Origin of the sequence: Pseudomonas baetica, from assembly GCF_019733355.1 — a bacterium.
GTDB lineage: Bacteria > Pseudomonadota > Gammaproteobacteria > Pseudomonadales > Pseudomonadaceae > Aquipseudomonas > Aquipseudomonas baetica_A.
The window spans coordinates 25809-50483 of sequence record NZ_JAIHLQ010000029.1 but is presented as its reverse complement, the minus strand read 5'-3'; the positions used below and the strand labels follow the sequence as shown (position 1 = coordinate 50483).

At 58.1% G+C, this 24675-nt stretch carries 29 protein-coding genes; 24 read left to right on the top strand and 5 right to left on the bottom strand.

The window, feature by feature from the left end; all coding sequences use genetic code 11:
• The first annotated feature begins 30 nt into the window (after window positions 1-30).
• The 8 genes from K5E40_RS23710 to K5E40_RS23675 all read left to right on the top strand — a co-directional run bounded on the left by K5E40_RS23710 (window position 31) and on the right by K5E40_RS23675 (window position 6802).
• Window positions 31-777, top strand: a complete 747-nt coding sequence (locus K5E40_RS23710) for an ABC transporter substrate-binding protein (RefSeq protein WP_221732889.1) — start codon at window positions 31-33, stop codon at window positions 775-777.
• A 106-nt stretch (window positions 778-883) separates the two neighbouring features.
• Entirely contained in the window at window positions 884-1426 is a 543-nt protein-coding gene (locus K5E40_RS23705) for a PilL N-terminal domain-containing protein (RefSeq protein ID WP_221732888.1), read from the top strand.
• Window positions 1423-2094 carry a chemotaxis protein gene (locus K5E40_RS23700; protein ID WP_221732887.1) on the top strand — a complete coding sequence of 224 codons (672 nt, stop codon included), beginning with the start codon at window positions 1423-1425 and terminating at the stop codon, window positions 2092-2094. Before K5E40_RS23705 ends, K5E40_RS23700 begins: the two co-directional genes overlap by 4 nt.
• 9 nt (window positions 2095-2103) lie before the next feature.
• Complete coding sequence (locus K5E40_RS23695; RefSeq protein ID WP_221732886.1) at window positions 2104-2823, top strand: TIGR03759 family integrating conjugative element protein; 720 nt, start codon at window positions 2104-2106, stop codon at window positions 2821-2823.
• A complete protein-coding gene (locus K5E40_RS23690; RefSeq protein ID WP_221732885.1) occupies window positions 2805-3353 on the top strand; it encodes a lytic transglycosylase in 549 nt (182 codons plus the stop codon). Before K5E40_RS23695 ends, K5E40_RS23690 begins: the two co-directional genes overlap by 19 nt.
• On the top strand, window positions 3350-3865 hold the full coding sequence (locus K5E40_RS23685) for an integrating conjugative element protein (protein WP_221732884.1): 516 nt from the start codon (window positions 3350-3352) through the stop codon (window positions 3863-3865). The genes K5E40_RS23690 and K5E40_RS23685 overlap by 4 nt, the downstream gene beginning before the upstream one ends.
• A gap of 9 nt (window positions 3866-3874) precedes the next feature.
• Entirely contained in the window at window positions 3875-5980 is a 2106-nt protein-coding gene (gene traD, locus K5E40_RS23680; protein WP_221732883.1) for a type IV conjugative transfer system coupling protein TraD, read from the top strand.
• Window positions 5981-6070: 90 nt separating this feature from the next.
• Window positions 6071-6802 (top strand): TIGR03747 family integrating conjugative element membrane protein, encoded by a 732-nt coding sequence (locus K5E40_RS23675; RefSeq protein WP_221732882.1) that lies wholly within the window; start codon window positions 6071-6073, stop codon window positions 6800-6802.
• Between the two features lie 253 nt (window positions 6803-7055).
• On the opposite strand, the gene K5E40_RS23670 is transcribed toward K5E40_RS23675, so the two are convergent.
• Entirely contained in the window at window positions 7056-8051 is a 996-nt protein-coding gene (locus tag K5E40_RS23670; protein ID WP_221732881.1) for a hypothetical protein, read from the bottom strand.
• Window positions 8052-8567: 516 nt separating this feature from the next.
• On the opposite strand from K5E40_RS23670, the gene K5E40_RS23665 reads away from it, so the two are divergent.
• Genes K5E40_RS23665 through K5E40_RS23625 form a run of 9 tightly spaced genes read left to right on the top strand, consistent with a single transcriptional unit; the run spans window position 8568 to window position 16032 of the window.
• A complete protein-coding gene (locus K5E40_RS23665) occupies window positions 8568-8903 on the top strand; it encodes an RAQPRD family integrative conjugative element protein (RefSeq protein ID WP_221732880.1) in 336 nt (111 codons plus the stop codon).
• Complete coding sequence (locus K5E40_RS23660; protein ID WP_221732879.1) at window positions 8900-9139, top strand: TIGR03758 family integrating conjugative element protein; 240 nt, start codon at window positions 8900-8902, stop codon at window positions 9137-9139. The genes K5E40_RS23665 and K5E40_RS23660 overlap by 4 nt, the downstream gene beginning before the upstream one ends.
• A 17-nt stretch (window positions 9140-9156) precedes the next feature.
• On the top strand, window positions 9157-9528 hold the full coding sequence (locus K5E40_RS23655) for a TIGR03745 family integrating conjugative element membrane protein (RefSeq protein WP_221732878.1): 372 nt from the start codon (window positions 9157-9159) through the stop codon (window positions 9526-9528).
• 7 nt (window positions 9529-9535) lie between these two features.
• Entirely contained in the window at window positions 9536-9949 is a 414-nt protein-coding gene (locus K5E40_RS23650) for a TIGR03750 family conjugal transfer protein (protein WP_221732877.1), read from the top strand.
• Window positions 9946-10587 carry a PFL_4703 family integrating conjugative element protein gene (locus K5E40_RS23645; protein WP_221732876.1) on the top strand — a complete coding sequence of 214 codons (642 nt, stop codon included), beginning with the start codon at window positions 9946-9948 and terminating at the stop codon, window positions 10585-10587. The genes K5E40_RS23650 and K5E40_RS23645 overlap by 4 nt, the downstream gene beginning before the upstream one ends.
• A complete protein-coding gene (locus K5E40_RS23640) occupies window positions 10584-11396 on the top strand; it encodes a TIGR03749 family integrating conjugative element protein (protein ID WP_221732875.1) in 813 nt (270 codons plus the stop codon). The genes K5E40_RS23645 and K5E40_RS23640 overlap by 4 nt, the downstream gene beginning before the upstream one ends.
• Window positions 11386-12900 carry a TIGR03752 family integrating conjugative element protein gene (locus K5E40_RS23635; protein ID WP_221732874.1) on the top strand — a complete coding sequence of 505 codons (1515 nt, stop codon included), beginning with the start codon at window positions 11386-11388 and terminating at the stop codon, window positions 12898-12900. The genes K5E40_RS23640 and K5E40_RS23635 overlap by 11 nt, the downstream gene beginning before the upstream one ends.
• On the top strand, window positions 12863-13279 hold the full coding sequence (locus K5E40_RS23630; protein WP_221732873.1) for a TIGR03751 family conjugal transfer lipoprotein: 417 nt from the start codon (window positions 12863-12865) through the stop codon (window positions 13277-13279). The genes K5E40_RS23635 and K5E40_RS23630 overlap by 38 nt, the downstream gene beginning before the upstream one ends.
• A complete protein-coding gene (locus K5E40_RS23625) occupies window positions 13279-16032 on the top strand; it encodes a conjugative transfer ATPase (RefSeq protein ID WP_221732872.1) in 2754 nt (917 codons plus the stop codon). The genes K5E40_RS23630 and K5E40_RS23625 overlap by 1 nt, the downstream gene beginning before the upstream one ends.
• Before the next feature lie 35 nt (window positions 16033-16067).
• Here K5E40_RS23625 and K5E40_RS23620 read toward each other — a convergent pair whose 3' ends face one another.
• Window positions 16068-16325, bottom strand: coding sequence for a LasR-specific antiactivator QslA (locus K5E40_RS23620; protein WP_042558350.1), 258 nt, complete (start codon window positions 16323-16325; stop codon window positions 16068-16070).
• 158 nt (window positions 16326-16483) lie between these two features.
• Here K5E40_RS23620 and K5E40_RS23615 point away from each other — a divergent pair, with 158 nt between their 5' ends.
• The 5 genes from K5E40_RS23615 (at window position 16484) to K5E40_RS23595 (ending at window position 21040) form a co-directional block, all read left to right on the top strand.
• On the top strand, window positions 16484-16738 hold the full coding sequence (locus K5E40_RS23615; RefSeq protein WP_042558349.1) for a helix-turn-helix domain-containing protein: 255 nt from the start codon (window positions 16484-16486) through the stop codon (window positions 16736-16738).
• Between the two features lie 105 nt (window positions 16739-16843).
• Window positions 16844-17800 carry a TIGR03756 family integrating conjugative element protein gene (locus K5E40_RS23610; protein WP_221732871.1) on the top strand — a complete coding sequence of 319 codons (957 nt, stop codon included), beginning with the start codon at window positions 16844-16846 and terminating at the stop codon, window positions 17798-17800.
• Window positions 17797-19179 (top strand): integrating conjugative element protein, encoded by a 1383-nt coding sequence (locus K5E40_RS23605; protein WP_221732870.1) that lies wholly within the window; start codon window positions 17797-17799, stop codon window positions 19177-19179. Before K5E40_RS23610 ends, K5E40_RS23605 begins: the two co-directional genes overlap by 4 nt.
• Before the next feature lie 3 nt (window positions 19180-19182).
• On the top strand, window positions 19183-19491 hold the full coding sequence (locus tag K5E40_RS23600; RefSeq protein ID WP_221732869.1) for a hypothetical protein: 309 nt from the start codon (window positions 19183-19185) through the stop codon (window positions 19489-19491).
• A 10-nt stretch (window positions 19492-19501) separates the two neighbouring features.
• Window positions 19502-21040 carry a conjugal transfer protein TraG N-terminal domain-containing protein gene (locus tag K5E40_RS23595; RefSeq protein ID WP_221732868.1) on the top strand — a complete coding sequence of 513 codons (1539 nt, stop codon included), beginning with the start codon at window positions 19502-19504 and terminating at the stop codon, window positions 21038-21040.
• On the opposite strand, the gene K5E40_RS23590 is transcribed toward K5E40_RS23595, so the two are convergent.
• Window positions 21033-21440 (bottom strand): DUF3742 family protein, encoded by a 408-nt coding sequence (locus K5E40_RS23590; protein ID WP_221732867.1) that lies wholly within the window; start codon window positions 21438-21440, stop codon window positions 21033-21035. The genes K5E40_RS23595 and K5E40_RS23590 overlap by 8 nt on opposite strands.
• A gap of 455 nt (window positions 21441-21895) precedes the next feature.
• Here K5E40_RS23590 and K5E40_RS23585 point away from each other — a divergent pair, with 455 nt between their 5' ends.
• Together K5E40_RS23585 and K5E40_RS23580 are read left to right on the top strand one after the other, a co-directional pair.
• Window positions 21896-22225: a hypothetical protein gene (locus tag K5E40_RS23585; protein ID WP_221732866.1), complete on the top strand. Its 330-nt coding sequence runs from the start codon at window positions 21896-21898 to the stop codon at window positions 22223-22225.
• Window positions 22226-22357: 132 nt separating this feature from the next.
• Entirely contained in the window at window positions 22358-23317 is a 960-nt protein-coding gene (locus tag K5E40_RS23580) for an ArdC family protein (protein WP_221732865.1), read from the top strand.
• Window positions 23318-23452: 135 nt separating this feature from the next.
• Here K5E40_RS23580 and K5E40_RS23575 read toward each other — a convergent pair whose 3' ends face one another.
• Window positions 23453-23647 (bottom strand): hypothetical protein, encoded by a 195-nt coding sequence (locus K5E40_RS23575; protein ID WP_093432593.1) that lies wholly within the window; start codon window positions 23645-23647, stop codon window positions 23453-23455.
• Window positions 23648-23871: 224 nt separating this feature from the next.
• Window positions 23872-24519, bottom strand: coding sequence for a methyl-accepting chemotaxis protein (locus K5E40_RS35700; RefSeq protein WP_409339146.1), 648 nt, complete (start codon window positions 24517-24519; stop codon window positions 23872-23874).
• Between the last annotated feature and the right edge of the window lie 156 nt (window positions 24520-24675).

Below are 24675 nucleotides of genomic sequence, written 5' to 3'. Positions count from 1 at the left end.
CCTTGTTCATTTTCATTCTGGAGAACCCTCATGAACCCCACACGCCAAGCCCCTGCCCTGCTAACGGCCTCAAACCCATTTGTTCGCGGTTACGACAACCTTCGTATTGAACGGCTGCTACTGATCACCTACGAAGACGACTGCCCTCCCTGCTTTCGACCCTTGCACGACTCACAGGCCCATCTGTCCGACGATGAGCTGCAGCTGGTCCCCTGCCTGTTCAATGACGATTTCGCCTTGATCAGCGAAGGCCAATCCATTCCGGAGGAGTTGGATGAACACTGCCAGTGCACCGGACTGGTGCGCCAAGTGATTTACGCCGTGATGGGCGAGATGTTCAACAAGCAGCATCACGTCGGCGATCTGTACTCCCTGGAAGAAGCCCAAGCCATGGTCCATCGCTTACGCTTCGAAACGGGACACTACAGTCGAGCCTGGGAGATCAGTACCGCACACCTTTCTGAAGAAGCGATGTTCTATCTGGAAGGTTGGGTCAGTCACTCCGCTCCGAGGCAAACCAGTCTTTTGTTCGAGCTTTTCACGTTGCCGGATTGCTGCGGCATCGGCTGCAAGCTGATCGGCACACCATGGACGGACGAGAACTTGCTGAACATTGAGGGCAAACGTTATTCAAGCTTGAGACAAGAGCAACTCGACGCCGGCACACCGGAAGCCCTGGTTACGGTGTTGTACCTGGCCGCGTTGGCGGATGTGCGATTGTTGATCTTCGACCCCGACGCCACCGTCTTGGATGGACTCGCCATTTTTGATGAGTAACTACGCGTTCTGCTTTAACACGACCCGCTTTGAATCAACTTTCTCACTGAATCGCTCCTTCACCTCATGTCAGGTTCTGCACTGAATCTGACATGAGGTTTTTTCCATGGAGCGTTTTTTCACGCCTATCTGCCTACTGGGTTTGTTGAGCGCCTGCACCGCGCAAATCCCAGCCCCATTGCCGACCCATCCAGAAATCGGCAGTGGCTCCAATCAGGCACAGCACTCGAGGGGCACAGCTGAAGAAAGCCGTCCGGCAGAACTTCGTTATGGCCGCTATACGCTTGTCAGCACCAAGCCCACCACGGAACAACGCGATCTTCTCGCCCAAATCATCGAGGTGAGCATCCCGTCCAGTCTGAGCCCTTCGGTGCAGGATGCGTTGCAGTACGTATTGCAGCGCTCGGGCTATTCGCTCTGTCCCGTTACCGCGTCAGTAAGGGTGCTCTTTACTCGGCCCCTACCCGCGGCCCATTACCGGCTTGGGCCAATCCCTTTGCGCAGCGCGCTACAAGTGTTGGCTGGCCCCGCCTGGCACCTCACGACCAATGAAATCAACCGATCGGTCTGCTTCGAACAGCAGAAAACGGATGCCGGTGTCGCGCTGATCACACCCGTCTCGCCCCATCAGTCGGAGGCGCGACCATGAAAGCCTCGACGCTTCAAACCCTCATCATTGGATTGCTTTGCCTGGCAGTCGCAGGTCTGAGCGGTGGTTTGTACAACCAGTTTCAACGCGTGGCCGAGCTACAGAGTACGAACACTCAGCACCTACACACTTTGGACACCCTGCAACGTGATTCAAACGCCCTCAAGGACGCACAGGAGAAGCTGCAGTACGCGCTGAAAGACCTGAAGCAGATGGTCGATACCGGTGAGCAACAGGCCAATACCCTCGATCCGATGCTGGATCAGTGGGCGCAAGAGATACAGGAACTGCGCGACGGTCTGGCAACCCGCGCCACCGAGGCGGACATGACCGCGCTACGCGCACGCCTTGAGCAAGTCGAGCAACGGCTCCTGGAGTTCAAGACCCAACCATCACCCCCACCACCGACGTCTTCCGCGGCCAAACCGAAAAAGACCGCTCGCGTCAGGCCCGTCCCCCTCTCGCTACCGTTCTCGGTGTTGAGTGTCGAATCCCGCGGGGGTGAGCGCTTTCTGGCGGTCGCACCTCATGACAGTCGCTCTCTCACGGATGTCCGGCTGCTACATAGCGGTGAGCAGCAAGGGGCTTGGCGCCTGAAAATATTGGAGCCGAACTCAGCCATCTTCGCGGTGGCCGCTCAGCCAGATCAGACCGTGCTCCTCCCTTGAGAAGTGATCATGAACAGAGCGCTACTGCCCACCGTTGTCTGTCTCGCTTCGTTACTGGCCATGGGCGCTGCGATGGGCAACCCCGTCACGACACAGTCACGGACCCAGGACACGCAGTCTGCTCCGCTGGGGCGCTCTGACTCTGAACAGGCGGCGAACTGGGGTCTAACGAAGCAGGAGTGGACGCGCTTCGAACAGATCCAAGCCGGCCCGCGCGGTTTCTGGAGCCCGAACCTCGATCCGTTGACCGCACTCGGAGTCGAGGCCCAGACCGACCAAGAGCGCCAGCGCTATGCCGAATTACAGGTAGCGCTGGAAGCCAAACGCGCCGAGCGCGAGCTGGCCTACCAAAACGCTTACACCGCAGCCTGGGCCAAGCTGTTTCCTGGGCTACTGCCGATCCAGGGCATGGCATCCCAGTCTCCTGTCAGCTCGTCAGTCGCGCCACGCCAGGCCCTGTTTGTGGAGGACCATTGCCCGGCGTGCACCGCCGAAACGCAGCGTCTGCAAAGTAGTGGCGCTGCGTTCGATATCTACCTGGTGGGCAGCCAAGGCGAGGATGACCGCGTCCGTAGCTGGGCCCGGCAAGCACACATCGATCCGGCCAAGGTTCAACGTCGGCAGATTACCCTGAATCATGACCGTGGTCGCTGGTTCGGCCTGGGTGCCCCGGGGCCACTGCCTGCCACATTTCAAGAGGTGAACGGACAATGGCAACGCCTCGACTGAGTGGTATAGCGCTCATGCTGACGGTGCTCGCCGTCCAAGCTGACGAACTTCCGCCTCCTGCGTACCAACTGGCGGCGCATGGCGCCGAGATCCCTTCTACGGTGCTGTTCGCGATTGCTCTGCAGGAGAGTGGCATCCCCATCCATGGGCGACTGCTGCCCTGGCCTTGGACCTTGAACATCGCCGGAACACCCTACCGCTTCGCCACTCGCCAGGCCGCCTGTCACGCTTTGCTTCAGGCGCTCGCCCGACATGACGCCAAGCGGGTCGATGCTGGACTCGGACAAACCAACCTGGGTTACCACGGACAACGTTTTTCAAGCCCCTGCGAAGCCCTTGATCCCTACCGAAATCTCGCCGTGACCGCCGAGCTGCTGCGGGAGCATCACGTCGCCGTCGGTGATTGGGTGTTGGCTGCCGGACGCTATCACCGCCCGGCGGGAGGAACGCCGGCCGCGCGTTACCGCGCTCGCTTTTCCCGGCAGCTCGAGCGGTTGCTGGTCTCCTTCGAACAGGGCACACCACCATGAAGCAAATATCCTTTACCTGCTATTTCATCTTGCTCTTAGAACCTTTCGCCCAACCGGAACTGGCCGTAGCCTGGGATCAGCCTAGCGACTTCACCCGATCCCATTTTCAAGTTGCCAGGCCGTCAATAAACAACAAGATCCAACCTGATCGGGCCATGCATGCGGACCTGTCTACGTTTGCCGATGAAGCCTGGATACTGCCCATCCGCAGCTCCCACTTGAGCCCCGGCCAGATCACGTCTCGCGCCCTGAACATGCCGGGCTTGCGGCCATTTTTTCTGGTCGGTGACGATCCCCAGTCGCTGACTTGGCTGCGTCAACGCGCTGCTGAACTGCAGGAAATGGGCGCGGCTGGCCTCGCCGTCGAAGTGGCCGATAATGAAGCCCTGGCCCGGATTCGAGCAGCCGCTCCGGGCATCACCATCCTGCCGGTCAACGGCAACGACATCGCCACCCGCCTGCAGATTGAGCACTATCCCGTCTTGATCACTGCCACCTCACTGGAACAGTGAGTCCAGGTCATGGCCGAGCATGCGATGGAGTCCAAGCTCCGGCCAGCGGTGGAGCTGTATACCGTAGCAATCTGTATCGCTGCCGCGGTGTTGTGCGTGTACTCGCCCTGGGCTGTGGCCCTGTCACCCGAGATCGGTCTGGTTGCAGCGCTGGCCTATGCCCTGTTCGGCCTTATCCGGCTGCGACAAGCTTGGGAGGTGCTGCGTTATCGGCGCAATATCCGTCGGCTGCCCCGCTACGAGCTGACCAGTCGGCAGATTCCGGTCAGCCGCAAGCGTCTGTTCATGGGCCGAGGATTTCGCTGGACCCGCCTGCACACCCAGCGCTTGGTCGAGGCCCAGGATCCGGCGGTCGCCCACTATGTCGACCAACCGACCAGCTACCGCCTGGCCCGTGGACTCGAACGGCGCCTGGAGCATGCACCGTTTCCACTCTCGATACTGGCCCGTGTCACGGCCTGGGACAGTGCCTTCAATCCGTTGCGCCCTCTACCCCCCGTAGGTGGCTCGCCGCTGTTGCATGGAGTCGAGCCCGACGAAACGGAGGTCAGTCTACCGCTGGGCGAACGGGTCGGACACACCCTGGTGCTCGGCACTACCCGTGTCGGCAAGACGCGGCTCGCCGAGGTGTACATCACCCAGGACATTCATCGCATCGAACATGAGGTGGTCATCGTCTTCGATCCGAAGGGCGATGCTGACTTGCTCAAGCGGATGTGCGTCGAAGCTAAACGGGCCGGTCGGGAAAAGGAATTCTATGTTTTCCATCTGGGCTGGCCGGAAATCTCCGCGCGCTACAACGCGGTGGGACGTTTCGGACGCATTTCGGAAGTGGCGTCACGCATTGCTGGGCAGCTCAGCGGCGAAGGTAATTCCGCGGCCTTTCGCGAGTTTGCCTGGCGTTTCGTCAACATCATTGCCCGTGCCCTGATCGAGTTAGGCCGGCGTCCGGACTACCTGCAGATCCAACGGCATGTGGTCAACATCGACGCACTGTTCATCGAGTACGCCCAGCAGTTTTTCGCCAAGACCGACGCGAAGGCGTGGGAGGTGATCGTTCAGCTTGAAGGCAAGCTCACCGAGAAGAACATCCCCCGGCATATGATCGGGCGCGAAAAGCGTGTGGTGGCCATCGAGCAGTACCTGGCGGTGAAGCGGGTATTTGATCCGGTACTGGATGGACTGCGTTCGGCGGTACGATATGACCGTACTTACTTCGACAAAATCGTTGCCTCGCTACTGCCGCTGCTGGAAAAACTCACCACCGGCAAGACCGCCCAGTTACTGGCCCCCAACTACACCGATTTAGATGACCCGCGACCAATCTTCGACTGGATGCAGATCATCCGTAAGCGCGGCATCGTCTACGTCGGCCTGGACGCGCTGACAGATGCTGAGGTGGCCGCCGCAGTAGGCAACTCCATGTTTGCTGATTTGGTCTCGGTCGCGGGCCACATCTACAAACATGGCATTGACCACGGCCTGCCCCAATCGGGTAACAACAGTGACAAGTTGCCGATAAACCTGCACGCCGATGAGTTCAACGAGTTGATGGGCGATGAGTTCATTCCGCTGATCAATAAGGGCGGTGGCGCCGGCATCCAGGTGACGGCCTACACCCAGACCCTCAGTGATATCGAAGCGCGCATTGGTAACCGCGCCAAGGCCGGTCAGGTCATTGGTAACTTCAATACCTTGCAGATGCTCCGCGTACGCGAGACCGCCACTGCGGAGTTGCTCACCCAGCAGTTGCCCAAGGTCAACGTGCTGACCAAAACCCTGGTGTCAGGTGCCACCGACACCTCCGATCCTGAGGCCAACACGGATTTCACCTCGTCCTCACAGGACCGTGTCAGCAGCACCAGTGTGCCGCTGATCGAGCCTGCTCATATCGTCAGTTTGCCCAAAGGGCAAATGTTCTCCTTCCAGGCCGGTGGGCAGCTCTGGAAAGTCCGCATGCCATTGCCAAAACCCTCCAACGACGATGCCATGCCCAAGGACCTGCAGGAGCTCACCCAACGAATGCGGGCCACCTACAACGAGCAGGCAGGGCAATGGTGGAGCGCAAGCGGTGGCGGCCCAACAACAAACTTCGATCTGGATCAGGTGGGGTAGCCCGCCCCTGCCACAGGTTTCGATTCAGCAGAAAACTATCCAGAAGGTGTCGTGACGACATCAACACTGCAGCGCGCAATGGAGTGAACGATGGCGACTTCCGTCCAGAACACGCCGCCACAACCGATCCAGCGCCCGGGGTTGATCATCTCGGCGATCAGCCTGGTCCTGCGCATCATCGGATTGCTGATTGCCTCGTTGCTGTTCTCGATCCTCATCGAGTTCGCAGGTCTACTGCTGTTCTGGGGCGATCATGGCTGGCGACATAGTCAGGCCATGCTGACCAACGAACTGGGGTGGCTCAGCGAGCACTTCAAATCGTCACTGATCCTCCAACAGCCTGGGCAGACGATTGTCCAGTGGCTGGACCTCCTCAACCAATGGTTGTTGGTCAAGACTGGCTTTGCAGATTTTGCCCAGCAGGCGCGGGTGTCGAACCAGGGCAACGACTTCTGGAGCTGGATCAATCAGCTCTACCTAAGCATTGAGGATTTCGTGCTGGCGGCGGTGTATGTCACCTTCACCTTCGTGGTGCGCCTGACCATTCTAGTCCTGGCCACACCACTATTTTTGTTGGCCTCGTTCACCGGTTTTGTCGATGGCTTGATGCGCCGCGACCTACGCAAATTTGGCGCGGGCCGAGAAAGCAGTTTTGTTTATCACCGCGCCAAGCGCACGGTAATGCCACTGCTGTTCGTGCCATGGATCATTTACTTATCCCTGCCTTTTTCGCTCAATCCCATAGCTATTTTCTTGCCTTGCGCAGTAATGCTTGGAGCAGCAGTTGCGATCACAGCGACAACGTTCAAAAAATACCTCTAAGTACCTTTAGTTAAGACAATTCCTATAACTAGGCAGGATTCAGTGAACCCACTGATTCAAAGTGGAAAAACCACAGGCTTGCCCGTCTCAACGATAAGCCCGTAAGCCTTGGCAATCCGATAGATCGCGTGTGGCTATTCAGGCTGTTGATGTGTCCGGTCATGTCTGATTTATTGCCTGTCCGGTGGACGCTAAAGCGGCCCCCTTCTTGATCTAGCCCCGCGTTTGACGTCGAGTGTCTACGGCTGCCGACTTAGGCATCCTCAGTCGGAGGTGTTTCGACAGGAAACCCTACAAAGGCATAAATCTTCAAAAGCTCCTCGTTTTCTGCATCGCCCTTGACGGACCCGTCCTCATTGAAAAGATCCGGAAAAAGTTTGTCCGCTTTAACCGTCATTTCGTAAGTCGTCCTTGTAGAGTCGCCGATTTCGTCAGAAGTGACCTCGTTGATGAAAAAGTATTTATAAAAATCCTTCAGATGCGTATCGTCGGTGACAAAGTGAGTTCTGAGAAAACCACCTGGCGTTCTTCTTCCCTCTCCCTCGATCAACTGCGATAACTTCCCGATCCGTTGGATGATCTGAATGTCACCCAAGGCATTGCTTGAGCTGAACTTACTCGGGTCTTGCTTGAACTTAAAAACCTTTTTCGCAGCTACACAACCATAAATGCATGCCAGCGAAGCCAAAATCAACGGGTGACCTTTGTGAATCCCAAGGCTGCCTGCTTGATCACAGATCGCTTTGACCGTTTCGAGTCTTTTAGAAGCCGCAGGTTTATTGAAGATTTGCAGACTGTTAACGAAATTTAGAAACTCATGATAACTAGGGCCTAGGATTTCTGGATGTACACCCTTGAGGTCTGTCACGTACGTGGATACCAGTTCCACGCTCTCGACTAGCCTGGCATGCTTGAAAAACCGCTTAAGAGCGGTCAGATCTCGCCCAGCTTCGTCAATCAGCCCCTCTACACTGAAATTGCTATTTGTGTCGCTAGCCTTTTCCATGAGAGCAGGTAGGTAGGAAATCCCGTTTTGCGGCAGGTCATTCAGCCTTAAATCGGCTAAAGATGGCGGTTCTGTCAAGATGTCATCCGGGTCACGCTCAAGCGAATCCTTGATGTGACTGATCGTGCAAAGATCCAAAAAAAACAGTGTCGGTATTGCGGTGCTCCATTGCTGATAAAACTCTATGAACTCACGATTTTCGGGCGTGACCTGGATCTGCATGCTGAATTGCTGTTTCTTCATACCGTCAACTCTTTAGATGGTTATTATCTATGACGACCTATGCTGCAATTTCTTGTATCAAGCAGAATGCCCTGGATCGAGCAAGACAGATGGGGGTACTGTCCAAAAAATCAACCCCGTACTTCCGTTAAAATGACCACCGCAGAAAAAAATTCGTAGATGAGGTATTTATAGGGGCCAAACGTTCAAGGCCGTAAAAATGCCTTGGACACCTATGTTATCTCTAGATCTTGTGGACGCTGAACGGTCGTCCCTCTACCGACTTGGCCCCTTTTTTTGAGGCTGGGGTTTGTGGCGTACCTGGTGCGCAACTCCTTTAATCAGAAGCCAATTCCATTTGCATTACGTACGTCCCGACGTTCAAGCAACCTTCTCCAGCATAGCTGCCACCAATACGACGAAGCCCCCCTCACCCGCTCCTTCCCCAGAAAAAGCGATTCATCAGACGTCAAATTTCTTACGGAATAATTCGACTTCTGACTTGATTCTGCTCCCAGATCCATATGGGCCAGCATCATGCCAACTACCATCTTTCGCTGCTTGTTACTGCTCTCGCTGGCTATCGTCCATGGCAGCAGCTATGCCACGTCCGACCAAGAGCAGGTCCAACTCAGCCTTATCCAGCGGCAACTCGACACCATCGAACGCCTTGCCGCTCGTGCTGAGGCAGCCAATACGGCTGAACCACACGAACGCTATCGCTTCGACTATCCGCGCTTAATCCAGGATATCCAACGCATCCGTCACGGAGTCCAAGCCTACCTATCCCCATCCCGCGTTCAACCCCGCGACCCCAGTGAATTAGTCGGCGATTACCGCCTCGACACGCCGACCGCGGAGCCGTCGCCATGAGCATGACTGACGCGCAGAACTCAGCTTTCCAAAACGCCTCCGGCTTCGCACCGCAGAGCAGTTCGACCCTCTGGCTGTCCGTGGTTCTGGTCCTGGCGTTGCTCTGGTGTGCCTGGGTGGTATGGACGGCCTACCGGGGCTGGGCGACAGGAAGCATGCGCTTTGGTGCCTTTGGCGGCAGTACTGCGCGCGTACTGCTCGCCTTGCTGATTTTGATGTTCTTCACCCTGTCCTAATATCGGAGATCGCGATCATGCTCAAGTGCCTTGTCCCTATCAAAAACAACCTGCGTGATCGTACAAGCCAACGCTTGATCGGTCTGCTGCTGGTCCTTGGTCCAGGCCTAGCTTTTGCCGAGCTACCGACCATGGAAGCGCCTTCCCGCGGCGAAGGATCCGGATTGATCGAGACAATCAAAAACTACGCCTACGACGGCGGCATCCTGCTCGGTCTGCTGATCGCTCTGCTCGCATTTCTCGGTGTCGCCTGGCATTCGCTGACGGTGTATGCAGACGTCCAGAACCAGCGCAAGACCTGGAAGGATCTCGGCGCTGTGGTCGGCATCGGGGCCCTGCTGGTGGTAATCATCATCTGGTTCCTGACCAAGGCCGCCGCGATTTTGTGAGGTTGGCATGAACGACACTATCGAACGTCTTGCCGACGGCACCTTGGTCTTTCTGCCGGAGCGACTCAATCGTGATCCTGCCGTGTTGCGCGGTTTAACCAATGATGAGATGTGGGTAGCGCTCGGCACTGGCGCTGTCATTGGCCTGCTGCTAGGCGTTCCTCTGGCGATCGCCACCGCCTCCATTGCCGTGGCGCCGACCAGCATGATCGCAGGCATGGCGGTGGTGTTATTTGCCGGTGGCACACTACTGCGTCGGGCCAAACGGGCTCGCCCCGAGACCTGGTTGTACCGCAAGCTCGAATGGATACTCGCCAACCGTTGGCGCCTGGGGCGCGGCAGTTTGATTCTCCACTCCGGCGCCTGGACCGTTCGCCGTTCGCGTCGACTGCGCCCTGCCCTGTCCCGGTGCCAGCCATGAGTCGTTTTCGGAACAAGGTGGACGCCCAGCAGGCCCACATCTTCAGCCTGCGCCTGGCGGTAATGATCCTGACCCTGCTCTGTGCCGGGCTCTGGTATGGCTGGCGCTCGGCACCGACCGATCTGACCGTGCATGTGCCGCCAGATCTGCGCTCGGGCAGCACTCGCAAGTGGTGGGATATCCCCTCAGAGAATGTGTATGCCTTTGCCCTGTACATCTTTGGTCAGCTCAACCGCTGGCCCTCAGATGGCGAGCAGGATTATCGCCGCGCTATCTATGGCTTGCAGTCCTACCTGACCCCCTCTTGCAAGGCTTTCCTCGATGGTGACTATGAGTACCGCAAGGCTGCTGGCGAACTGCGTCAGCGGGTGCGTGGTGTCTACGAGATTCTGGGCCGAGGTTACAGCGAAGATCCGGAACTCAGGGTCAAGCAACTCGACCGCGACAGCTGGCTGGTCAGGCTCGACCTCAATGCCGATGAGTATTACGCCGCCGAACCGGTGAAACGGGTGGTGGTGCGATATCCATTGCGCGTGGTGCGTTTTGACCTGGATCCCGAACGCAACAAGTGGGGACTGGCGCTGGATTGTTATCAAGGCACTCCGGAAAAAATCTCCCTGCCTGGAGGTGAGCCATGAAGCGCATGTCTACCCTGGGACTCACCGTCGCACTGATGTTATGGGGAGCTGCAGCGCAGGCCGTCGAGTTGATGCGTTGGGAACGCCTCCCCCTCGCAGTCCCGCTGGTGATCAATCAGGAGCGGGTGGTCTTTGTCGATGAGGATGTTCGAGTTGGCGTGCCCTCAACCCTAACCGGCAAACTGCGCGTGCAGTCAACCGGAGGCACGCTGTACCTGCGCGCGTCGGAAGCCATTGCACCGACCCGACTGCAACTGCAATCGGTCACGACGGGCGAGATCATCCTTCTGGATATCGCGGCCACACCCGGCGATCAACCGCTGGAGCCCGTGCGCATTCTCAAGAATGTTACGGTGCAAGCTACCGAGGCTGAATCCAGCACCGTCCCTGTTCCAGAACGTACACCGATCCCGGTCGCTTTGACGCGCTATGCCGCACAGAGCCTGTACGCGCCGCTGCGCACCGTGGAGTCCCTGCCCGGCGTACGCCGCGTACCGCTCAAGCTGCGCACCGAACTGCCGTCTCTGCTGCCCACCGAAAACGTGTCCAGCACGCCCATCGCCGCCTGGCGACTCGGTGATTACTGGGTGACGGCGGTGAAGTTGCGCAATCGTGGTTCAGCGACAGTGCGACTCGATCCGCGTCGACTTCAGGCCACCCTGTTCGCCGCCACCTTCCAGCATGCTTTCCTCGGACCTGCCGGCAGCGCTGAAGACACCACGATTGCCTACTTCGTCACCCGCGGTGGCGGCCTCGAACACGCCGTGCTGCTCCCGCCCGTTGCGCGAGGTGCTGACGATGAAGGCTAACGCCTTGCTCAAATGGCTGGTACCGGCTGCGCTGCTGGCCGTGGTGGTGATCATCCTGAAAAGCTGGGTCGCGGGTAGTACTCCCTCTCCAGAGCACCCGGTTGATCAGGGCAATCTTCAGTTATCCGCCGAGCAAGCCAAGTCGCTCGGCATTGCGGGCGATACCCCACGCGACACGGTCGCCACCCTGGTCGGCCAGGTGAAGGCCATGCGCAGCGACATGCTCAGTTTGAAGAAACACAACGATTCGCTGTTGACGGAGAACAACCGCCTGCGTGAGCGGGAAAGCAGTGTTGATTCGCGCATCCAGACCGCGCTTGGCAGCGTGACTCAGCAGGTCGATGAAGGCCGCCGACAAGCCAATGAGGCCCGACTCAAAGCGGAACAAGACAGTCGCCAGGCTCGCGGTCTACTGACGCAATTGCAGGAACAGTTGTCGGGGCTGACCGGCAAAAGCAAGGACATGCCGATCGGATTGGGGCTAGAGCCTGGCGATGGGGCTCAGTTCGAAGGGCGACACTCTGCCACTGATACGCTGCAGTGGATTGAACCCTCGGATGCTTCGTCCACCAACGCCGGAGGCAAAACCACGACTTCCTCCGCACTGAGCCTGCCTACCGCTTTCAACTCTCTGGAAGGCTTGAAAGACAATGCGATTGATCGCAGCCAGAAACAGCTACGTGCAGTCACCCAGGGTGAACGTGACCTGACACGATCCGCTGATCGTACCGAAGGTGCGAAGCCGGTCTACACCATTCCTGAAAACGCCACGCTAATGGGCTCGGTCGCCATGACCGCGCTGATCGGCCGAGTGCCGGTGGATGGTACAGTGAATGATCCCTATCCCTTCAAGGTGCTGGTCGGTCCCGAGAATCTGACGGCCAACGGCATCGACCTGCCGGACGTCGCGGGCGCCGTGATGAGCGGCACCGCATCCGGTGATTGGACCCTGTCTTGCGTGCGCGGACAGGTCGAGTCAATCACCTTTGTGTTTACCGATGGCACCATTCGCACGGTGCCTCAGCCGAAGGCAGTCGCCAGCCGCAATGCCTCCACCACCCAGAGCTCGAACACCGACAAGATCCGCGGTGGACTCGGTTACTTGTCCGATCCGTATGGCATTCCTTGCATCGCCGGCGAGCGCCGCTCGAACGCCCAACAGTACCTTGGCAGCCAGAGCTTGATCACCGCAGCTGGCGCCGGGGTCGCTGCCTTGCTCGGGGATGAGCAGAACAACAGCAGCGTGATCAGTTCGGGGGGCAGTACGCTCGGGGTCACCAACAGTACGGGCAACAGCGCGTTGAATTCAATCCTCAGTGGTGGTGTCAGCGACATCCGCGAGTGGGTGAACAAGCTGTATGGCGAGGCCTTTGCTGCCGTGTACGTCCCCCCGGCAGCAAAAGTCGCACTGCACCTCGACCATGAGATCACCATCGACTACGAGCCCAAGGGCCGGAGCGTTCGCCATGAAAAAGACCATGCCTCTCTGCCTCAGCTGGATTAGCGTGCTCTGCGTGGTCCTGACGGGGTGTTCCACCGACAAGGAAACGCTTCTGCCTCACGGTGAGCAAACCATGCTGGACATCTGGAACGGCGCCGGTTCGCAAGGCACTCAGCAGCAACTGCTGGATGCTCGGCAGCAGTTACGCCGTCCGCTGGCCCAGCCAGATTTCTCCGTTGCTCTCCAGGAACCGTACACGCGCACAGCGGCGAACGAGATCCACAACTTGTTCCCTCGCCTGCCCAATCCCGATCTGGTGCTGTACATGTATCCGCATTTGAGTGGTACCGAGCAGGCACCGGTCCCGGGCTACTCGACCGTCTTTCCGTTCTACCAACGGGTGCAGTACGCATTGCCGGGTGAACGTCAGGAAGACTTGTAGTGCGTACCGGCGATTCGGGCAGCCGCACTCCTGCGTGGAAAGCCTGGCGCCACCCATTACGCCCGCGCGCCACGGTGGCCGATGACGCCGCACTCTATGCGCACAACCCCAGCCTCACCGATTACCTGCCTTGGGTCGAATACCTCGACACTGAGCAGTGTTTTCTACTGGATGACAATCGCTCGGTGGGTGCGGTGTTCGAGTTGCTGCCCATCGGCACCGAAGGGCGCGAACCCGATTGGCTGATGGCGGTCCGCGACGCCCTCGAAGACGCCCTGCAAGATAGCTTTGACGAGCTGGATCAAGCGCCTTGGGTGGCGCAGTTTTTCTGCCAGGACGACAACGACTTCACCCCCTACCTGACCCGGTTCACCGACTATATCCAAGATAGAGCACGAGGCACGGTCTTCACCGAGGCATATTTGGAGCTCAGCCGCCGTCATCTGAAGGCCATCGCCAAGCCCGGCGGTCTGTTTGAGGATCAGGTGGTGACGCGCCTGCCCTGGCGCGGTAACAACCGGAGGGTGCGCCTGGTGGTCTATCGCTGGCTTGAGTCCGATGCGCAGGAGACGGGACTCACTTCGGTACAATCCCTGCATCAGGCTTGCGAACGAATCGGTGCCTCGCTGCAAGCATGCGGGGTGCAATCGACGCGAGTCGATGGCCGAGGTCTGTATGCCTGGTTAGTGCCCTGGTTCAATCCGGCACCCACGCTCACCGATGAGGCGCCCGAGGCGTTCTACCGTCGCGTGGCCTATCCGGAGTCGGGCGACGGTGAGTCGCTGGAACTGCCCTTCGATCACGACTTCGCTGAACGGCTATTTTTCAATGAGCCGTGTTCGGATGTGCAGCGCGGACTTTGGTATTTCGACGATCAGCCCCACCGGGTGATGGTAGTGGACAAGCTGCGCCGAGCGCCCTTGATTGGTCAACTCACTGGCGAAACCCGCAAAGGCGACGCGGTGAATGCGCTGTTCGACCAGTTACCTGAAGGCACGGTGATGAGTCTGACCCTGGTAGTCAAGCCTCAGGACGTGCTTGAGGATCAGTTGAACCGCCTGGCCCGCAAAGCCATCGGTGAAAACCTGGCCTCGACCCAGACTCGTCAGGATGTCGAAGAGGCTCGCGCGATCATCGGCCGCCAGCACAAGCTGTACCGAGGAACCCTGGCGTTCTACGTACGCGGTGACGACGAACAGCAATTGCACCAGCGCTCGGTCAGCCTGGCCAACGCGCTGTTGGGCGCGGGGCTGCAACCGGTACGTGAAGGCGATGAGGTCGCCGCCTGCAACAGCTACCTGCGTTGGTTGCCGATGGCTTACAGCCCGGCCCGCGACACGCGTAACTGGTACACCCGCCTGATGTTCGCCCAACACCTGGCGAACCTCGTTCCAGTCTGGGGCCGCTGCACCGGTACCGGCCACCCGGGCATCACCTTGTTCAACCGCGGCGGCTCGCCATTGAGCTTCGACCCATTGTCACGCCTGGATCGGGCCATGAACGGTCATCTGCTGTTGTTCGGCCCGACCGGCGCCGGCAAGTCGGCCACATTGGTCACCCTGCTGATGCAGGTCATGGCCGTGTACCGCCCTCGCCTGTTTATCGTCGAAGCCGGCAACTCATTCGGCTTGCAGGGCGACTACTTCGCTACACAGGGCCTGTCAGTCAACAAGGTCCAATTGAAACCTGGTGCCTCGGTCAGCCTCGCCCCCTTTGTCGACGCTTGGCGTCTGGTCGAGCAGCCAGATCAGGTGGCAAGTCTGTCGGTTGATGAGTGGGATGATGAGGCGGTAGCCAGTCGCGAAGACCAGCGCGATATTCTCGGCGAATTGGAGATCACCGCCCGCCTGATGATCACCGGCGGCGAGGCCAAGGAAGATGCGCGTCTGAGCCGAGCCGATCGCAGCTTGATCCGTGAGTGCATTCTCGATGCGACGCAGACGTGTGCCGCAGCAGGCCGTCAAGTACTGACCCGCGACGTGCGCGACGCCTTGCTGCGCGTCGCTGCTGACTCGCGCTTACCGGAAAAACGTCGCGAACGTGCACAGGAAATGGGCGAGTCCATCGATCTCTTTTGCCAGGGCTTCGAGGGTGAGCTCTTCGACCGTGAAGGCACCCCGTGGCCGGAAAGCGATGTGACCATCGTCGACCTCGCCACTTACGCTCGCGAAGGCTATGAGGCGCAGATGTCCATTAGCTACATCAGCCTGATGAACACCGTAAACAACCTCGCCGAGCGCGACCAGTACTTGGGCCGACCAATCATCATGGTCACCGACGAGGGGCACATCATTACCAAGAACCCGCTGCTGGCGCCCTTCGTGGTCAAGGGCACGAAGATGTGGCGCAAGCTCGGCGCCTGGTTCTGGCTGGCGACGCAAAACCTTGCCGACTTTCCAACGGCTGCGCAGACCATGCTCAACATGATCGAATGGTGGATTTGCTTGAATATGCCGCCCGCGGAGATTGAGGAAATCGCACGGTTCAAAAAGCTCACGTCTGCGCAAAAAGCCTTGCTGCTGTCCGCTGGCAAGGAGCCGGGGAAGTACACCGAAGGGGTCGTGCTATCGAAAAAAATTGAGACGCTGTTTCGGGCCGTACCACCCAGTCTTTATCTCGCCCTGGCCATGACTGAGCCCGAGGAAAAAGCCGAGCGCTGGACATTGATGCAGGAGAACGTCTGCTCCGAGCTGGAAGCGGCATTTCGGGTAGCGGAACGAATCGATAGAGCGCGAGGAATAGACCCTGCATAGGTAAATCTATTCAGCGCTCTAAAACGAGATAACGGTTATTGCCGTACTCCCCGGAGACGCTGCTGAACCCTCAACAAAAATCCGGCTTCAAAGGCATCCTGACAGTCACCGACAGGGAAGGACTTGCGGGTTTGCGCCAGCTCCCACCACAGCGGAATTTCGCCAGGCGCATCAAGCCAAGCCTGGGCGCATTGCACGCCACGCTCAATCATTGAGGAAAATTCGCTACCCCACGGCGTCAAAAGACTTGGACAACCATCCGCCGGCGGAATTGAAATGTAGTTTTCGTCCATATACACCCTAAATTTCTGATTTATTTTCAGACGCAAAGGCCAGCTTCGAAAACATATAGGCTCTAGGTACCAGCCATAAGCATTCAAATCGCATAGAGCAATGCTAATGCAGACTATATCCCGTGGATTGAGAGTCCCTCAAGGCGCAATTTGCGCGCATGACTCAAGACTACGAACAGCTTCGTCTGCGGCTGGCGGAAAATATCCGCTTGATGCGACGCGTGAAAAACCTTAGCCAGGAGCAGCTCGCGCTCATGGCCGAGGTGGATCGCACCTACGTCAGTCAAATCGAACGATGCACGGGCAATCCGTCGCTGTTGGTTCTGTGCAAGCTCGCCAATATTTTGGAAATTACGGCAGATCAGTTACTTGTGGAACCCGACATCCTTCGCAGCTTCCTTCACGTCAAATAATAGTCTCACGTCTCGCAAACCCGATACACCCGCTTCCATAATTTCCGCTGACAATCTCCAGCCCCTCACCGAATCTGCCCAGGCCATACATATTGAGCCTGGATTATGACTGCCGTCTGCTCGTCAATATCTCCCGCAAAGCTAAGACCCTTGGCACTGAGCATCCTGCTGGCATGCGGTCCAAGCATGGCGCTGGACACCGGAAGCATCACGTCCTCCGTGCTTTCGCCAGACTGCCTCGAATACAGGGTCGTCGGCATTTGCTTCTGGCTGCTCTGCACACCGTTCGGCTGCACAGTCAAAACCTCGACCAAGGTTCGTCATTTCATTCCTGAACTGGTGGTCTCAAGCTACACCGCCACGGGCAATAACCCCTGGATCGAGATGGCCACCCTTTCCTCTCCCGTCAGCGGTGCGGAAGGTGGCGGCAACCTGATCACCCCGAACCCCCACCGCAACAACCTGCCCCGCTTCAAGAACGTTGATGGCATCGGCCACCCTGGTGGTTGGGTCGCCACGCAACTGGCTTCTCAATCCGGCTATGCCTGCGCCAGCGGTGCAACTGCATTCATGCCCTACTATTTGAGTACCTTGGACTCACTGGCCTGGCGCCATGGCATCCCGGAAAATTTCTACCCCGAGTCACTTGTGCCAGGGGTCCGCGAAGTCGGTAGTCAAGTTTTAGGAAACATGTGGGGCAACGTTTATCCCCGGCAGGGTTTTCTGGTACAGCCCGACGATTTCAAGGCAGCCGCAGTCATGGCACAACGGGCCGGTGATGTGATTACCCGCGGCTGGCAACCTCATGTGTACCTACCGCTCACGCCCGCCAAACGCGACGGCTACTGGCCGCCTGGCCCTATCGTTGAAAACGATGCATCAACCCACAAATGGCAATTGCTCTACCCCCAGGTGCAGCCTACGTGCGCCATCTTCCCCAGCGATCCGGAACAAAGCGCGGATGGCGGCTACGCCTGGTCGCTGTGGCGTCCTTATAGCTGCTGCAAACGTGAGGGACAGACCTTCCTGTTCAGCATCGACTTCGAAGGAGGCGCTTCATGAGTCGGCTTCGCGCGCGACCATGGTTGGGCGTGATGAGCCTGTTGCTCTGTGGACTGCTCGCCATGGGCACACATGCCCACGCCGCCGAGGGCGATTACCGCCTGGGTACTCAAGGCGAAGTACTCGACGACCGAGTCATGTACACCATTGGAGGCGGTTCGGCAGTCGGCTCACCGAGCTCGCTTTACCGACCCAGCGGTCTCGGTATCGGCGGATCTTGGCGAGCGAATATGATGTGCGGAAACATGAGCCTCACCAACACCCTTCAAAACCAGCTGAACGGCGTCACCGAAGGTTTTCAGCAGATCATGGGTAGCGTCGTGCAGAACGCGACCCAAGCGGTGATGTCGCTGCCGGCGTTGATCATCCAGCGCGCCAATCCAGGACTCTATGAGTTGCTCAGCAACGGAGTGATGCAAGGTCGTATCGACTTCGACCGTTCCAAGCTGACCTGTCAGGCCATGGCCGAAAAGATGGCGGACAAAGTAGGTCAAGCCGGCTGGGGTGCACTGGCCAAGAACCAAGAAATGCAAGGCAACCTGGAGCAAACCGGCGGCGATGCAGTGGCCGCGGTGAAAAATACCGAGGCCCATAACGGCAACAATGGAGTGACCTGGGTCGGCGGTTCGAAGGCTGGTGGTGATGGGCAGACGCCCATTCGGGTGACCTCCGACGTGGTGCGTGCGGGCTACAACTTGCTGCATAACCGGACGGTGGACGACAGTGCCTCGATCAGTAGCAGCGATTGCCTGGGTGGCGCTATTTGCCAGACATGGGCTTCGCCCCAAGAGGAGTCCGACTGGGCCGTTCGGGTGTTGGGCGAGAGCGAAGTCGCGACCTGCGACAGCTGCGAAACTCTGCGTGCGACCGCTGGCAGCGGACTGACGCCGCTGATCCAGGAGGCCTATAACGAGCGCCTCAAGGCCCTGCAAGGGCTGTTGTCTGGCTCTCTGCCGCCTACCCCTGACAACCTGGCGAAAGCCTCCAGCCCGATGCTGCCGGTGACTCGTGGTGTGGTTGAAGCCCTGCGCGACGATCCCGATCAGGATCTGTTGGCACGGCGCCTGGCCAGTGAGACGGCCTTGTCCAGCGTGCTCGACAAAGCGTTGCTGCTACTGCGCACCCTGCTGGCGGGCAGTCACGAGCCGAACATCGCTTCCGCCGAACCGGCCCAGACCGCCTTGACGAAAAACATCGACGCTCTGGAGCGTGAAATCCGCCTGCTGCAGACCGAACTGCAGGTCCGGCAGATGCTAACCACCAATACCGCCAGCCTGGTGCTCGATCGGCATGCCGGCGGTGCTGATGCTTCGCGCACCGTCGAGCAAGGCGACCCTGAGCCGGGCCGACTCAATGATGCTGACGCCAGGCGCAAGTGAGCCATGAAACGCTCACCGCTATTCACTTTGCTTGCGAGTTCGGGGATTGCCGCGGTGATGATCCTGACCGCCGCACTGGTCGCATGGATCGGCCGCGCTGTGCTGGGTAGTTTCGAGGCCTGGCAGCAGGCATTCGAATCCGTACGACCCTATCTGCGGTGGTGGCGTGCCCTGCTCTACGGCGCCCTCTTTGCGCTCTGGTGGGGTCTGCTTCGGCGCTACCGACATCGACCCCAGGATCGACTGCGCGTGAAACGCATCGGGACATTAGGGCTCGTGCTCATTACCTGCGTCGAACTCACCCGACTGTGAGGTCACCAACATGCTCATGAGCACCAACAGCTACCTGGAGTTTTACCTCTCCCTGCTGGCCTGGATCATCAACAACGGCCTCTGGAGCGTCCTGTCCGACACCGGGTTGTTTGCCGCGCCCTTCGGCGCGATCATTTTGCAAGAATGGTTATCGGCCCGTCAGCAAGGCGCGGATGAAGGCAACAAGGGGCTGCTCTCGGTACCGCGGATCGAGAACCGGTTGTGGCTGGCCTACATCGTCGTGTTGTTTGGCTGCGCGCCGGTCTTTCCGTTGAGCCTCTCGTCAATGACGTTCGATGATGTGGCGAGCCAGCGCTGCGGCGTGAGTGTGGCCCAACCGACGGAAACCGCCTGGGGGACGACCTTCAATACTATCGGCGAACGCTCCGCCAACGTGCCGATCTGGTGGTTTCTGGTGCATGCCTTGAGCAAAGGGGTGACCGCGGCGGCCACCGCCTCCATTCCTTGCGTACCGGATATTCGGCAGATGCGCATGGAGATCGACAGCTCGCGTATCGACAGTCAGGTACTGCTGCAGGAAGTCGCCGATTTCACTCGCGACTGCTACGGCTATTCCCGCTCTCGGCTATTCACCAACCGTCCGCTGTTGGACAAGGTACAAAGTCACGACGCCTCCTGGATCGGCTCAAGTTATTTTCTCGACACACCCGGCTACTACGATACGGATCGCTCACGCACACCGAGAGTCAGCTGGCCGTATGACGACAACCGCGATGTTTCCCTGCCGCGGTTGGAGAATGGCGCGGGCTACCCCACCTGCAAGCAGTGGTGGAGTGATAGCGGTGTTGGCTTGCGCGAGCGCTTGATCGAGCAGGTCGCCCCCTCGCTGCTGACTCAGCTGAAAGGTTGGTTGACTGGACGTTCGAGCAACGAGATCGAAGATGCCACCCTGCGCGAGCTGGTCAGCCCGCGCCAGCAATCGATGTCCATGTCGCCCGGACAGGTGTATCAGGACTACGGCTCCAGCGCTCGTGGCGGTTCGATCAATCAGGGGCTCAATAACCTGGCCACCAACACCGGCTTGGCCCTCGGTTCCTTCAGCAACTTCCCGGCAATGAATGCACTACGCGCCGCCTTGCCGATGGTGCAGGCGTTCCTGATCATGGGCGTCATCATCAGCTTGCCGCTGATCCTGCTGGTCAGTACCTACCAGCTGAAGACCGTCATGACGGTGACGTTTGCGCTGTTCACCTTACACATGCTGAGCTTCTGGTGGGTACTGGCTCGCTGGGTCGACTCCAGCATGCTCGATACCTTGTACAACCAGGTTTCGGCTTCCAATCAACTGCTGTTGTCGCTGCCTACGTCCGGGTTTATGGATGGGACTGTCACCGCGCAGGTGATCGAGTATGTGATGGGGGCGATGTTCTTGGTGCTGCCTGGACTGTTTTTGGTCGCCATGAGCTGGGCTGGCTACTCGATCGGCAACAGCCTTGAGGGGATGCTAGGTGGTGCAAGCAAAGCCGCGCATGGTGCAGCGGGCAAAGGAACGGATCAGTTGATGGGTGCTACGAAGAAGCTTACCTGACGTCATCAGATGATTTGAAATGACCTATGTAATGGCCATTGTCATCGTAGTTGCCAAGATAGGAGTTAGCCCCAAGGTAGTCAGGACCTGGATTCACCTCTTCAAAATCCGTGTCGATGACAGACTTGGACTGCAGAAGGGCAATCACAGCGATCACCACCACAACAAAAGCGACCAGCCAGAAACCGATAAAGAGCAGCCCTCCGATAATTGCCAGTTTGGCAATCAGAAAACTCCCGCGAACAAGTAATTTACCTGCGGGCATACCTGTCGTCTCCGCACGCTCAACCACTTGGGATTCAAATGTTTTCAAACTACGGTAACCACGCTTCACCGACATACCGCAGGCGTACGCCCAGCGGTGGGCACGCGAACTCTGAACAGGTTGCTGAGTCGGCATGGTTTCGCCCTCTTCTGAGCGTTTTCATGGTTGAGCCAAGAGTAATAGCCTACTACTGAAAACGGCCCATGCCTGACCGCTTATCAGTTTCCCCGGTCGAAAAATCCTCATTGGAAGCCAGAAGACAAGCCCCGTGAAACAGCGTCTCTACAGTGATTGACCCAGATAAATCGTCCGGCTAAATACAAGGTACGGATCGCTGTTATCGACAGCACTTTCCCAGGTAGCCAGAACCTTCAAGGCTACGTCACTTCAATGATGGTTCTCCCCAAGTGCGATTAGCGTTCGGTGGCTCGCACAGTGACCGTTGCTACGGTGATGAACGCCTACTGCGCTCCTGAACGCCTTTCGAGCGCTACTCGTGAGGTAAGCCCTCTTGTTTTTCTTCAACCCACCGCGGGGAAATCTTTCCCCGCATGGGACAGGTTTCTTCGCGTTTTCAACGGAGACATACCATGCCCGACTCACTTACACCGGAAACACTGAACACCCTTCGGTTGCCCATCGTGTTCACCCCTGGCGCGTGGCAACGCGCAGTACTGCTCGATCACTCCGATCACGCTGAGAAGCTGCAGGTCGATCGGTTGAGCCACGTACTGCGCGCAGCCTTCGAAGCCCACTTGGCCTTTCCACACCAGCCTTACGTGCTGTTCGAGGTAATCCACATTGAACCAACCGATCATTTAGACCACAACCCGTTGCTGCAATTGAGTCTGAGCCTACTCCAAGAACCGGGTCAGCCTGCCGCCTTGCTGATAGCGCTTGCAGGAGAACACCAGCGCTAGGCGCAATGGGCCGCACCCACCTCCACACTCAGACGGCATGCAAGACCTGCATCAATCCAACCCATGACCCAACCGGGGAACCCTCCCCCGACGGGCACGGCGTTCCTCCGTTTTTATCTCGAGGAAATTGCCATGCGCGATATCTACCAAGACGTAACTGACAAAATCGTTACTGCGTTAGACCAAGGCGTTGCTCCCTGGATCAAACCCTGGTCCTCAAGTGGCTCCGCTGACATCGGTCATCAACCTTACCCCATCAATGCCATCACGCGACGTCCGTATTCGGGCATCAATTTACCGCTGCTCTGGGCCGAGGCCAGGTTGCAGGGGTTCACTCAAGATCGTTGGCTGACCTTCAACCAAGCTAAAAAGGCCGGTGGGCACATACGTAAGGGTGAGCACAGCACTCTGGCGGTGCTCTACAAGCCGATGGAACGCGAGGAACAGACCGAGTCAGGCCAACCCGTACTCGATGAAAACGGGCAGCCCAAGGTTGCTCACTTCGGCATTCTCAGGACACATTTTCTGTTCAACATCGAGCAAACGGAGGGGCTCGAAATGCTCAATGAAACCCTGCTCGAGACGGAACAGAGTGATCCCTTCCAGCCCAACAGCGTTGCGGAAAGTCTGCTGTTAAGTTCAGGTGCACGTATCGTTCATCGGCCTGCCGACGAAGCCTTTTACCACCCGATCAGGGATCTCATCCAACTGCCGACAAAAGCACAATTTCACGATGAAAGCGGGTACTACGCCACGGCACTTCATGAGCTGACGCACTGGACCGGGCATCATGCTCGGTTGCAGCGCGAAGGCGTGACGTCAGCCTGTCCGTTCGGCTCGCCAGGCTACGCGTTTGAGGAGTTGATCGCCGAGATGGGCGCTGCTTTTTTATGTGCCTACGCCGGTATACAGGGGGACCTGCGGCACGAGAGCTACATCGACTCCTGGATCGGCCTGCTCAAGGCTGACAAACGCGCGATCTTCCGCGCCAGTCGCCAGGCCCGAAGCGCATCGGAGTATGTGCTCAACCTGGAGCAGCAACCGAAGCAAGTGGTCCTAGTCAACTCGCCATGCATGAACAATGGAGCTTAATCGTTACCTCACCACTGAAAACGCTTCACGGGGCCCGACACGGGTTGGGCCCTTTTTTCTGTGACCAGAAAAATCCCAATGCCTCGGGACTATGACGCAAAGAACATGAGATGTGCGCACACCGCCAGCATGCTGTTACGTATCCAGGTTTTGCGCCAGAAAATCCACCAACTCGAGCGGACTTCGGCTATCGATCACCTTGTAGATCAGATCGCGTTTACTGCGCGGTAATTTCTTGACCACGCTCTTCGCCGAGGCCCTGACGGCTTCGTCGGTCCCATGGATACGTGCCGCGAGCAGCAGCACGAGCGTGGCGTCAGTGAGGGTCATGATAGGACTCACAAAAATTTGCACCGTAGTGTACCAAGTTCTCCTTACCCAACACCAACTAGATCATCGATGTGCTCGCCCCACAGCAAGAGTGTGAGCAATATTTCAGTCTTTTATTAGCTGGATTCCTCACCAAAAGACATGAGCCAGCGCTTCGATGGTGGCCTGGATCTACCCCCTTGCTCTGCACCGATCTGCCGTACTCTGAAGTATGCGGCAAAGCCTCAAGCAGCACTTCGCCGGGAGTTGTTGCTCACCTCGAACAGGCCCACCAGTTTTTGCAACTTGTTGGCGTCGAGCCTTACCGTTTCAGCACTGGCCTGCAGCACGATAACCGTCTGGCGCATCTCTGCGGACGACTGGTCGACCTGTTTGATCGTTTTGCCATAGTCTAGGCTGCGTTCATTGAGCTGCTGAATGATGCTGAACATGCTTTCCACTGCCTGATGCAGTTGCACATTTTCCGAGGATGCCTCCTCGGCCAGGCGCAGGCTATTGTCAACATCCTTGACTCCGTTTTCCATAAAACCTACGGCTTTTTGCGTTTCGCTTTGCAGGCCTTCGATCATCTGCCGGATGTCGTCAGCGGCGCGGGATGTGCGCGAAGCCAAGGATCGGACTTCATCGGCTACTACCGCGAAACCACGACCATGTTCGCCAGCACGGGCGGCCTCAATGGCAGCGTTCAGCGCCAGCAGGTTGGTCTGATTGGTGATGTCGCTGATCAAGCCGGTGATATTGCCGATTTGTGCCATCCGGCTGTCAAGCAAACGCACGCTCGAAGAAGAGCGCTCCACGACATCGCGAATTGACTGAGTGCCCACCTGCACCGCGAGAAACTGCTCGCGGGCGCGGCTGACCACTTCATCCATCGCTTGCTTCATTTGTTTGGCACTGGCTGAGGCTTGTTGGATCTCGCCCAGTTGCTCTTCGACAATGATCATCATGCGATGCACCGCATCCGCGACTTCACCAGAGGTGAGGTTGGCTGCCTGGCTACGGCCAAGCATCAACTGGTTGGTCTTGCC

What these genes read in the sequence shown, in the direction of transcription:
- K5E40_RS23710 (WP_221732889.1), top strand. Translation starts at nt 31, where the DNA reads ATGAACCCCACACGCCAAGCCCCTGCCCTGCTAACGGCCTCAAACCCA.
- K5E40_RS23705 (WP_221732888.1), top strand. Translation starts at nt 884, where the DNA reads ATGGAGCGTTTTTTCACGCCTATCTGCCTACTGGGTTTGTTGAGCGCC.
- K5E40_RS23700 (WP_221732887.1), top strand. Translation starts at nt 1,423, where the DNA reads ATGAAAGCCTCGACGCTTCAAACCCTCATCATTGGATTGCTTTGCCTG.
- K5E40_RS23695 (WP_221732886.1), top strand. Translation starts at nt 2,104, where the DNA reads ATGAACAGAGCGCTACTGCCCACCGTTGTCTGTCTCGCTTCGTTACTG.
- K5E40_RS23690 (WP_221732885.1), top strand. Translation starts at nt 2,805, where the DNA reads ATGGCAACGCCTCGACTGAGTGGTATAGCGCTCATGCTGACGGTGCTC.
- K5E40_RS23685 (WP_221732884.1), top strand. Translation starts at nt 3,350, where the DNA reads ATGAAGCAAATATCCTTTACCTGCTATTTCATCTTGCTCTTAGAACCT.
- traD (WP_221732883.1), top strand. Translation starts at nt 3,875, where the DNA reads ATGGCCGAGCATGCGATGGAGTCCAAGCTCCGGCCAGCGGTGGAGCTG.
- K5E40_RS23675 (WP_221732882.1), top strand. Translation starts at nt 6,071, where the DNA reads ATGGCGACTTCCGTCCAGAACACGCCGCCACAACCGATCCAGCGCCCG.
- K5E40_RS23670 (WP_221732881.1), bottom strand. Translation starts at nt 8,051, where the DNA reads ATGAAGAAACAGCAATTCAGCATGCAGATCCAGGTCACGCCCGAAAAT.
- K5E40_RS23665 (WP_221732880.1), top strand. Translation starts at nt 8,568, where the DNA reads ATGCCAACTACCATCTTTCGCTGCTTGTTACTGCTCTCGCTGGCTATC.
- K5E40_RS23660 (WP_221732879.1), top strand. Translation starts at nt 8,900, where the DNA reads ATGAGCATGACTGACGCGCAGAACTCAGCTTTCCAAAACGCCTCCGGC.
- K5E40_RS23655 (WP_221732878.1), top strand. Translation starts at nt 9,157, where the DNA reads ATGCTCAAGTGCCTTGTCCCTATCAAAAACAACCTGCGTGATCGTACA.
- K5E40_RS23650 (WP_221732877.1), top strand. Translation starts at nt 9,536, where the DNA reads ATGAACGACACTATCGAACGTCTTGCCGACGGCACCTTGGTCTTTCTG.
- K5E40_RS23645 (WP_221732876.1), top strand. Translation starts at nt 9,946, where the DNA reads ATGAGTCGTTTTCGGAACAAGGTGGACGCCCAGCAGGCCCACATCTTC.
- K5E40_RS23640 (WP_221732875.1), top strand. Translation starts at nt 10,584, where the DNA reads ATGAAGCGCATGTCTACCCTGGGACTCACCGTCGCACTGATGTTATGG.
- K5E40_RS23635 (WP_221732874.1), top strand. Translation starts at nt 11,386, where the DNA reads ATGAAGGCTAACGCCTTGCTCAAATGGCTGGTACCGGCTGCGCTGCTG.
- K5E40_RS23630 (WP_221732873.1), top strand. Translation starts at nt 12,863, where the DNA reads ATGAAAAAGACCATGCCTCTCTGCCTCAGCTGGATTAGCGTGCTCTGC.
- K5E40_RS23620 (WP_042558350.1), bottom strand. Translation starts at nt 16,325, where the DNA reads ATGGACGAAAACTACATTTCAATTCCGCCGGCGGATGGTTGTCCAAGT.
- K5E40_RS23615 (WP_042558349.1), top strand. Translation starts at nt 16,484, where the DNA reads ATGACTCAAGACTACGAACAGCTTCGTCTGCGGCTGGCGGAAAATATC.
- K5E40_RS23610 (WP_221732871.1), top strand. Translation starts at nt 16,844, where the DNA reads ATGACTGCCGTCTGCTCGTCAATATCTCCCGCAAAGCTAAGACCCTTG.
- K5E40_RS23605 (WP_221732870.1), top strand. Translation starts at nt 17,797, where the DNA reads ATGAGTCGGCTTCGCGCGCGACCATGGTTGGGCGTGATGAGCCTGTTG.
- K5E40_RS23600 (WP_221732869.1), top strand. Translation starts at nt 19,183, where the DNA reads ATGAAACGCTCACCGCTATTCACTTTGCTTGCGAGTTCGGGGATTGCC.
- K5E40_RS23595 (WP_221732868.1), top strand. Translation starts at nt 19,502, where the DNA reads ATGCTCATGAGCACCAACAGCTACCTGGAGTTTTACCTCTCCCTGCTG.
- K5E40_RS23590 (WP_221732867.1), bottom strand. Translation starts at nt 21,440, where the DNA reads ATGCCGACTCAGCAACCTGTTCAGAGTTCGCGTGCCCACCGCTGGGCG.
- K5E40_RS23585 (WP_221732866.1), top strand. Translation starts at nt 21,896, where the DNA reads ATGCCCGACTCACTTACACCGGAAACACTGAACACCCTTCGGTTGCCC.
- K5E40_RS23580 (WP_221732865.1), top strand. Translation starts at nt 22,358, where the DNA reads ATGCGCGATATCTACCAAGACGTAACTGACAAAATCGTTACTGCGTTA.
- K5E40_RS23575 (WP_093432593.1), bottom strand. Translation starts at nt 23,647, where the DNA reads ATGACCCTCACTGACGCCACGCTCGTGCTGCTGCTCGCGGCACGTATC.
- K5E40_RS35700 (WP_409339146.1), bottom strand. Translation starts at nt 24,519, where the DNA reads ATGGATGAAGTGGTCAGCCGCGCCCGCGAGCAGTTTCTCGCGGTGCAG.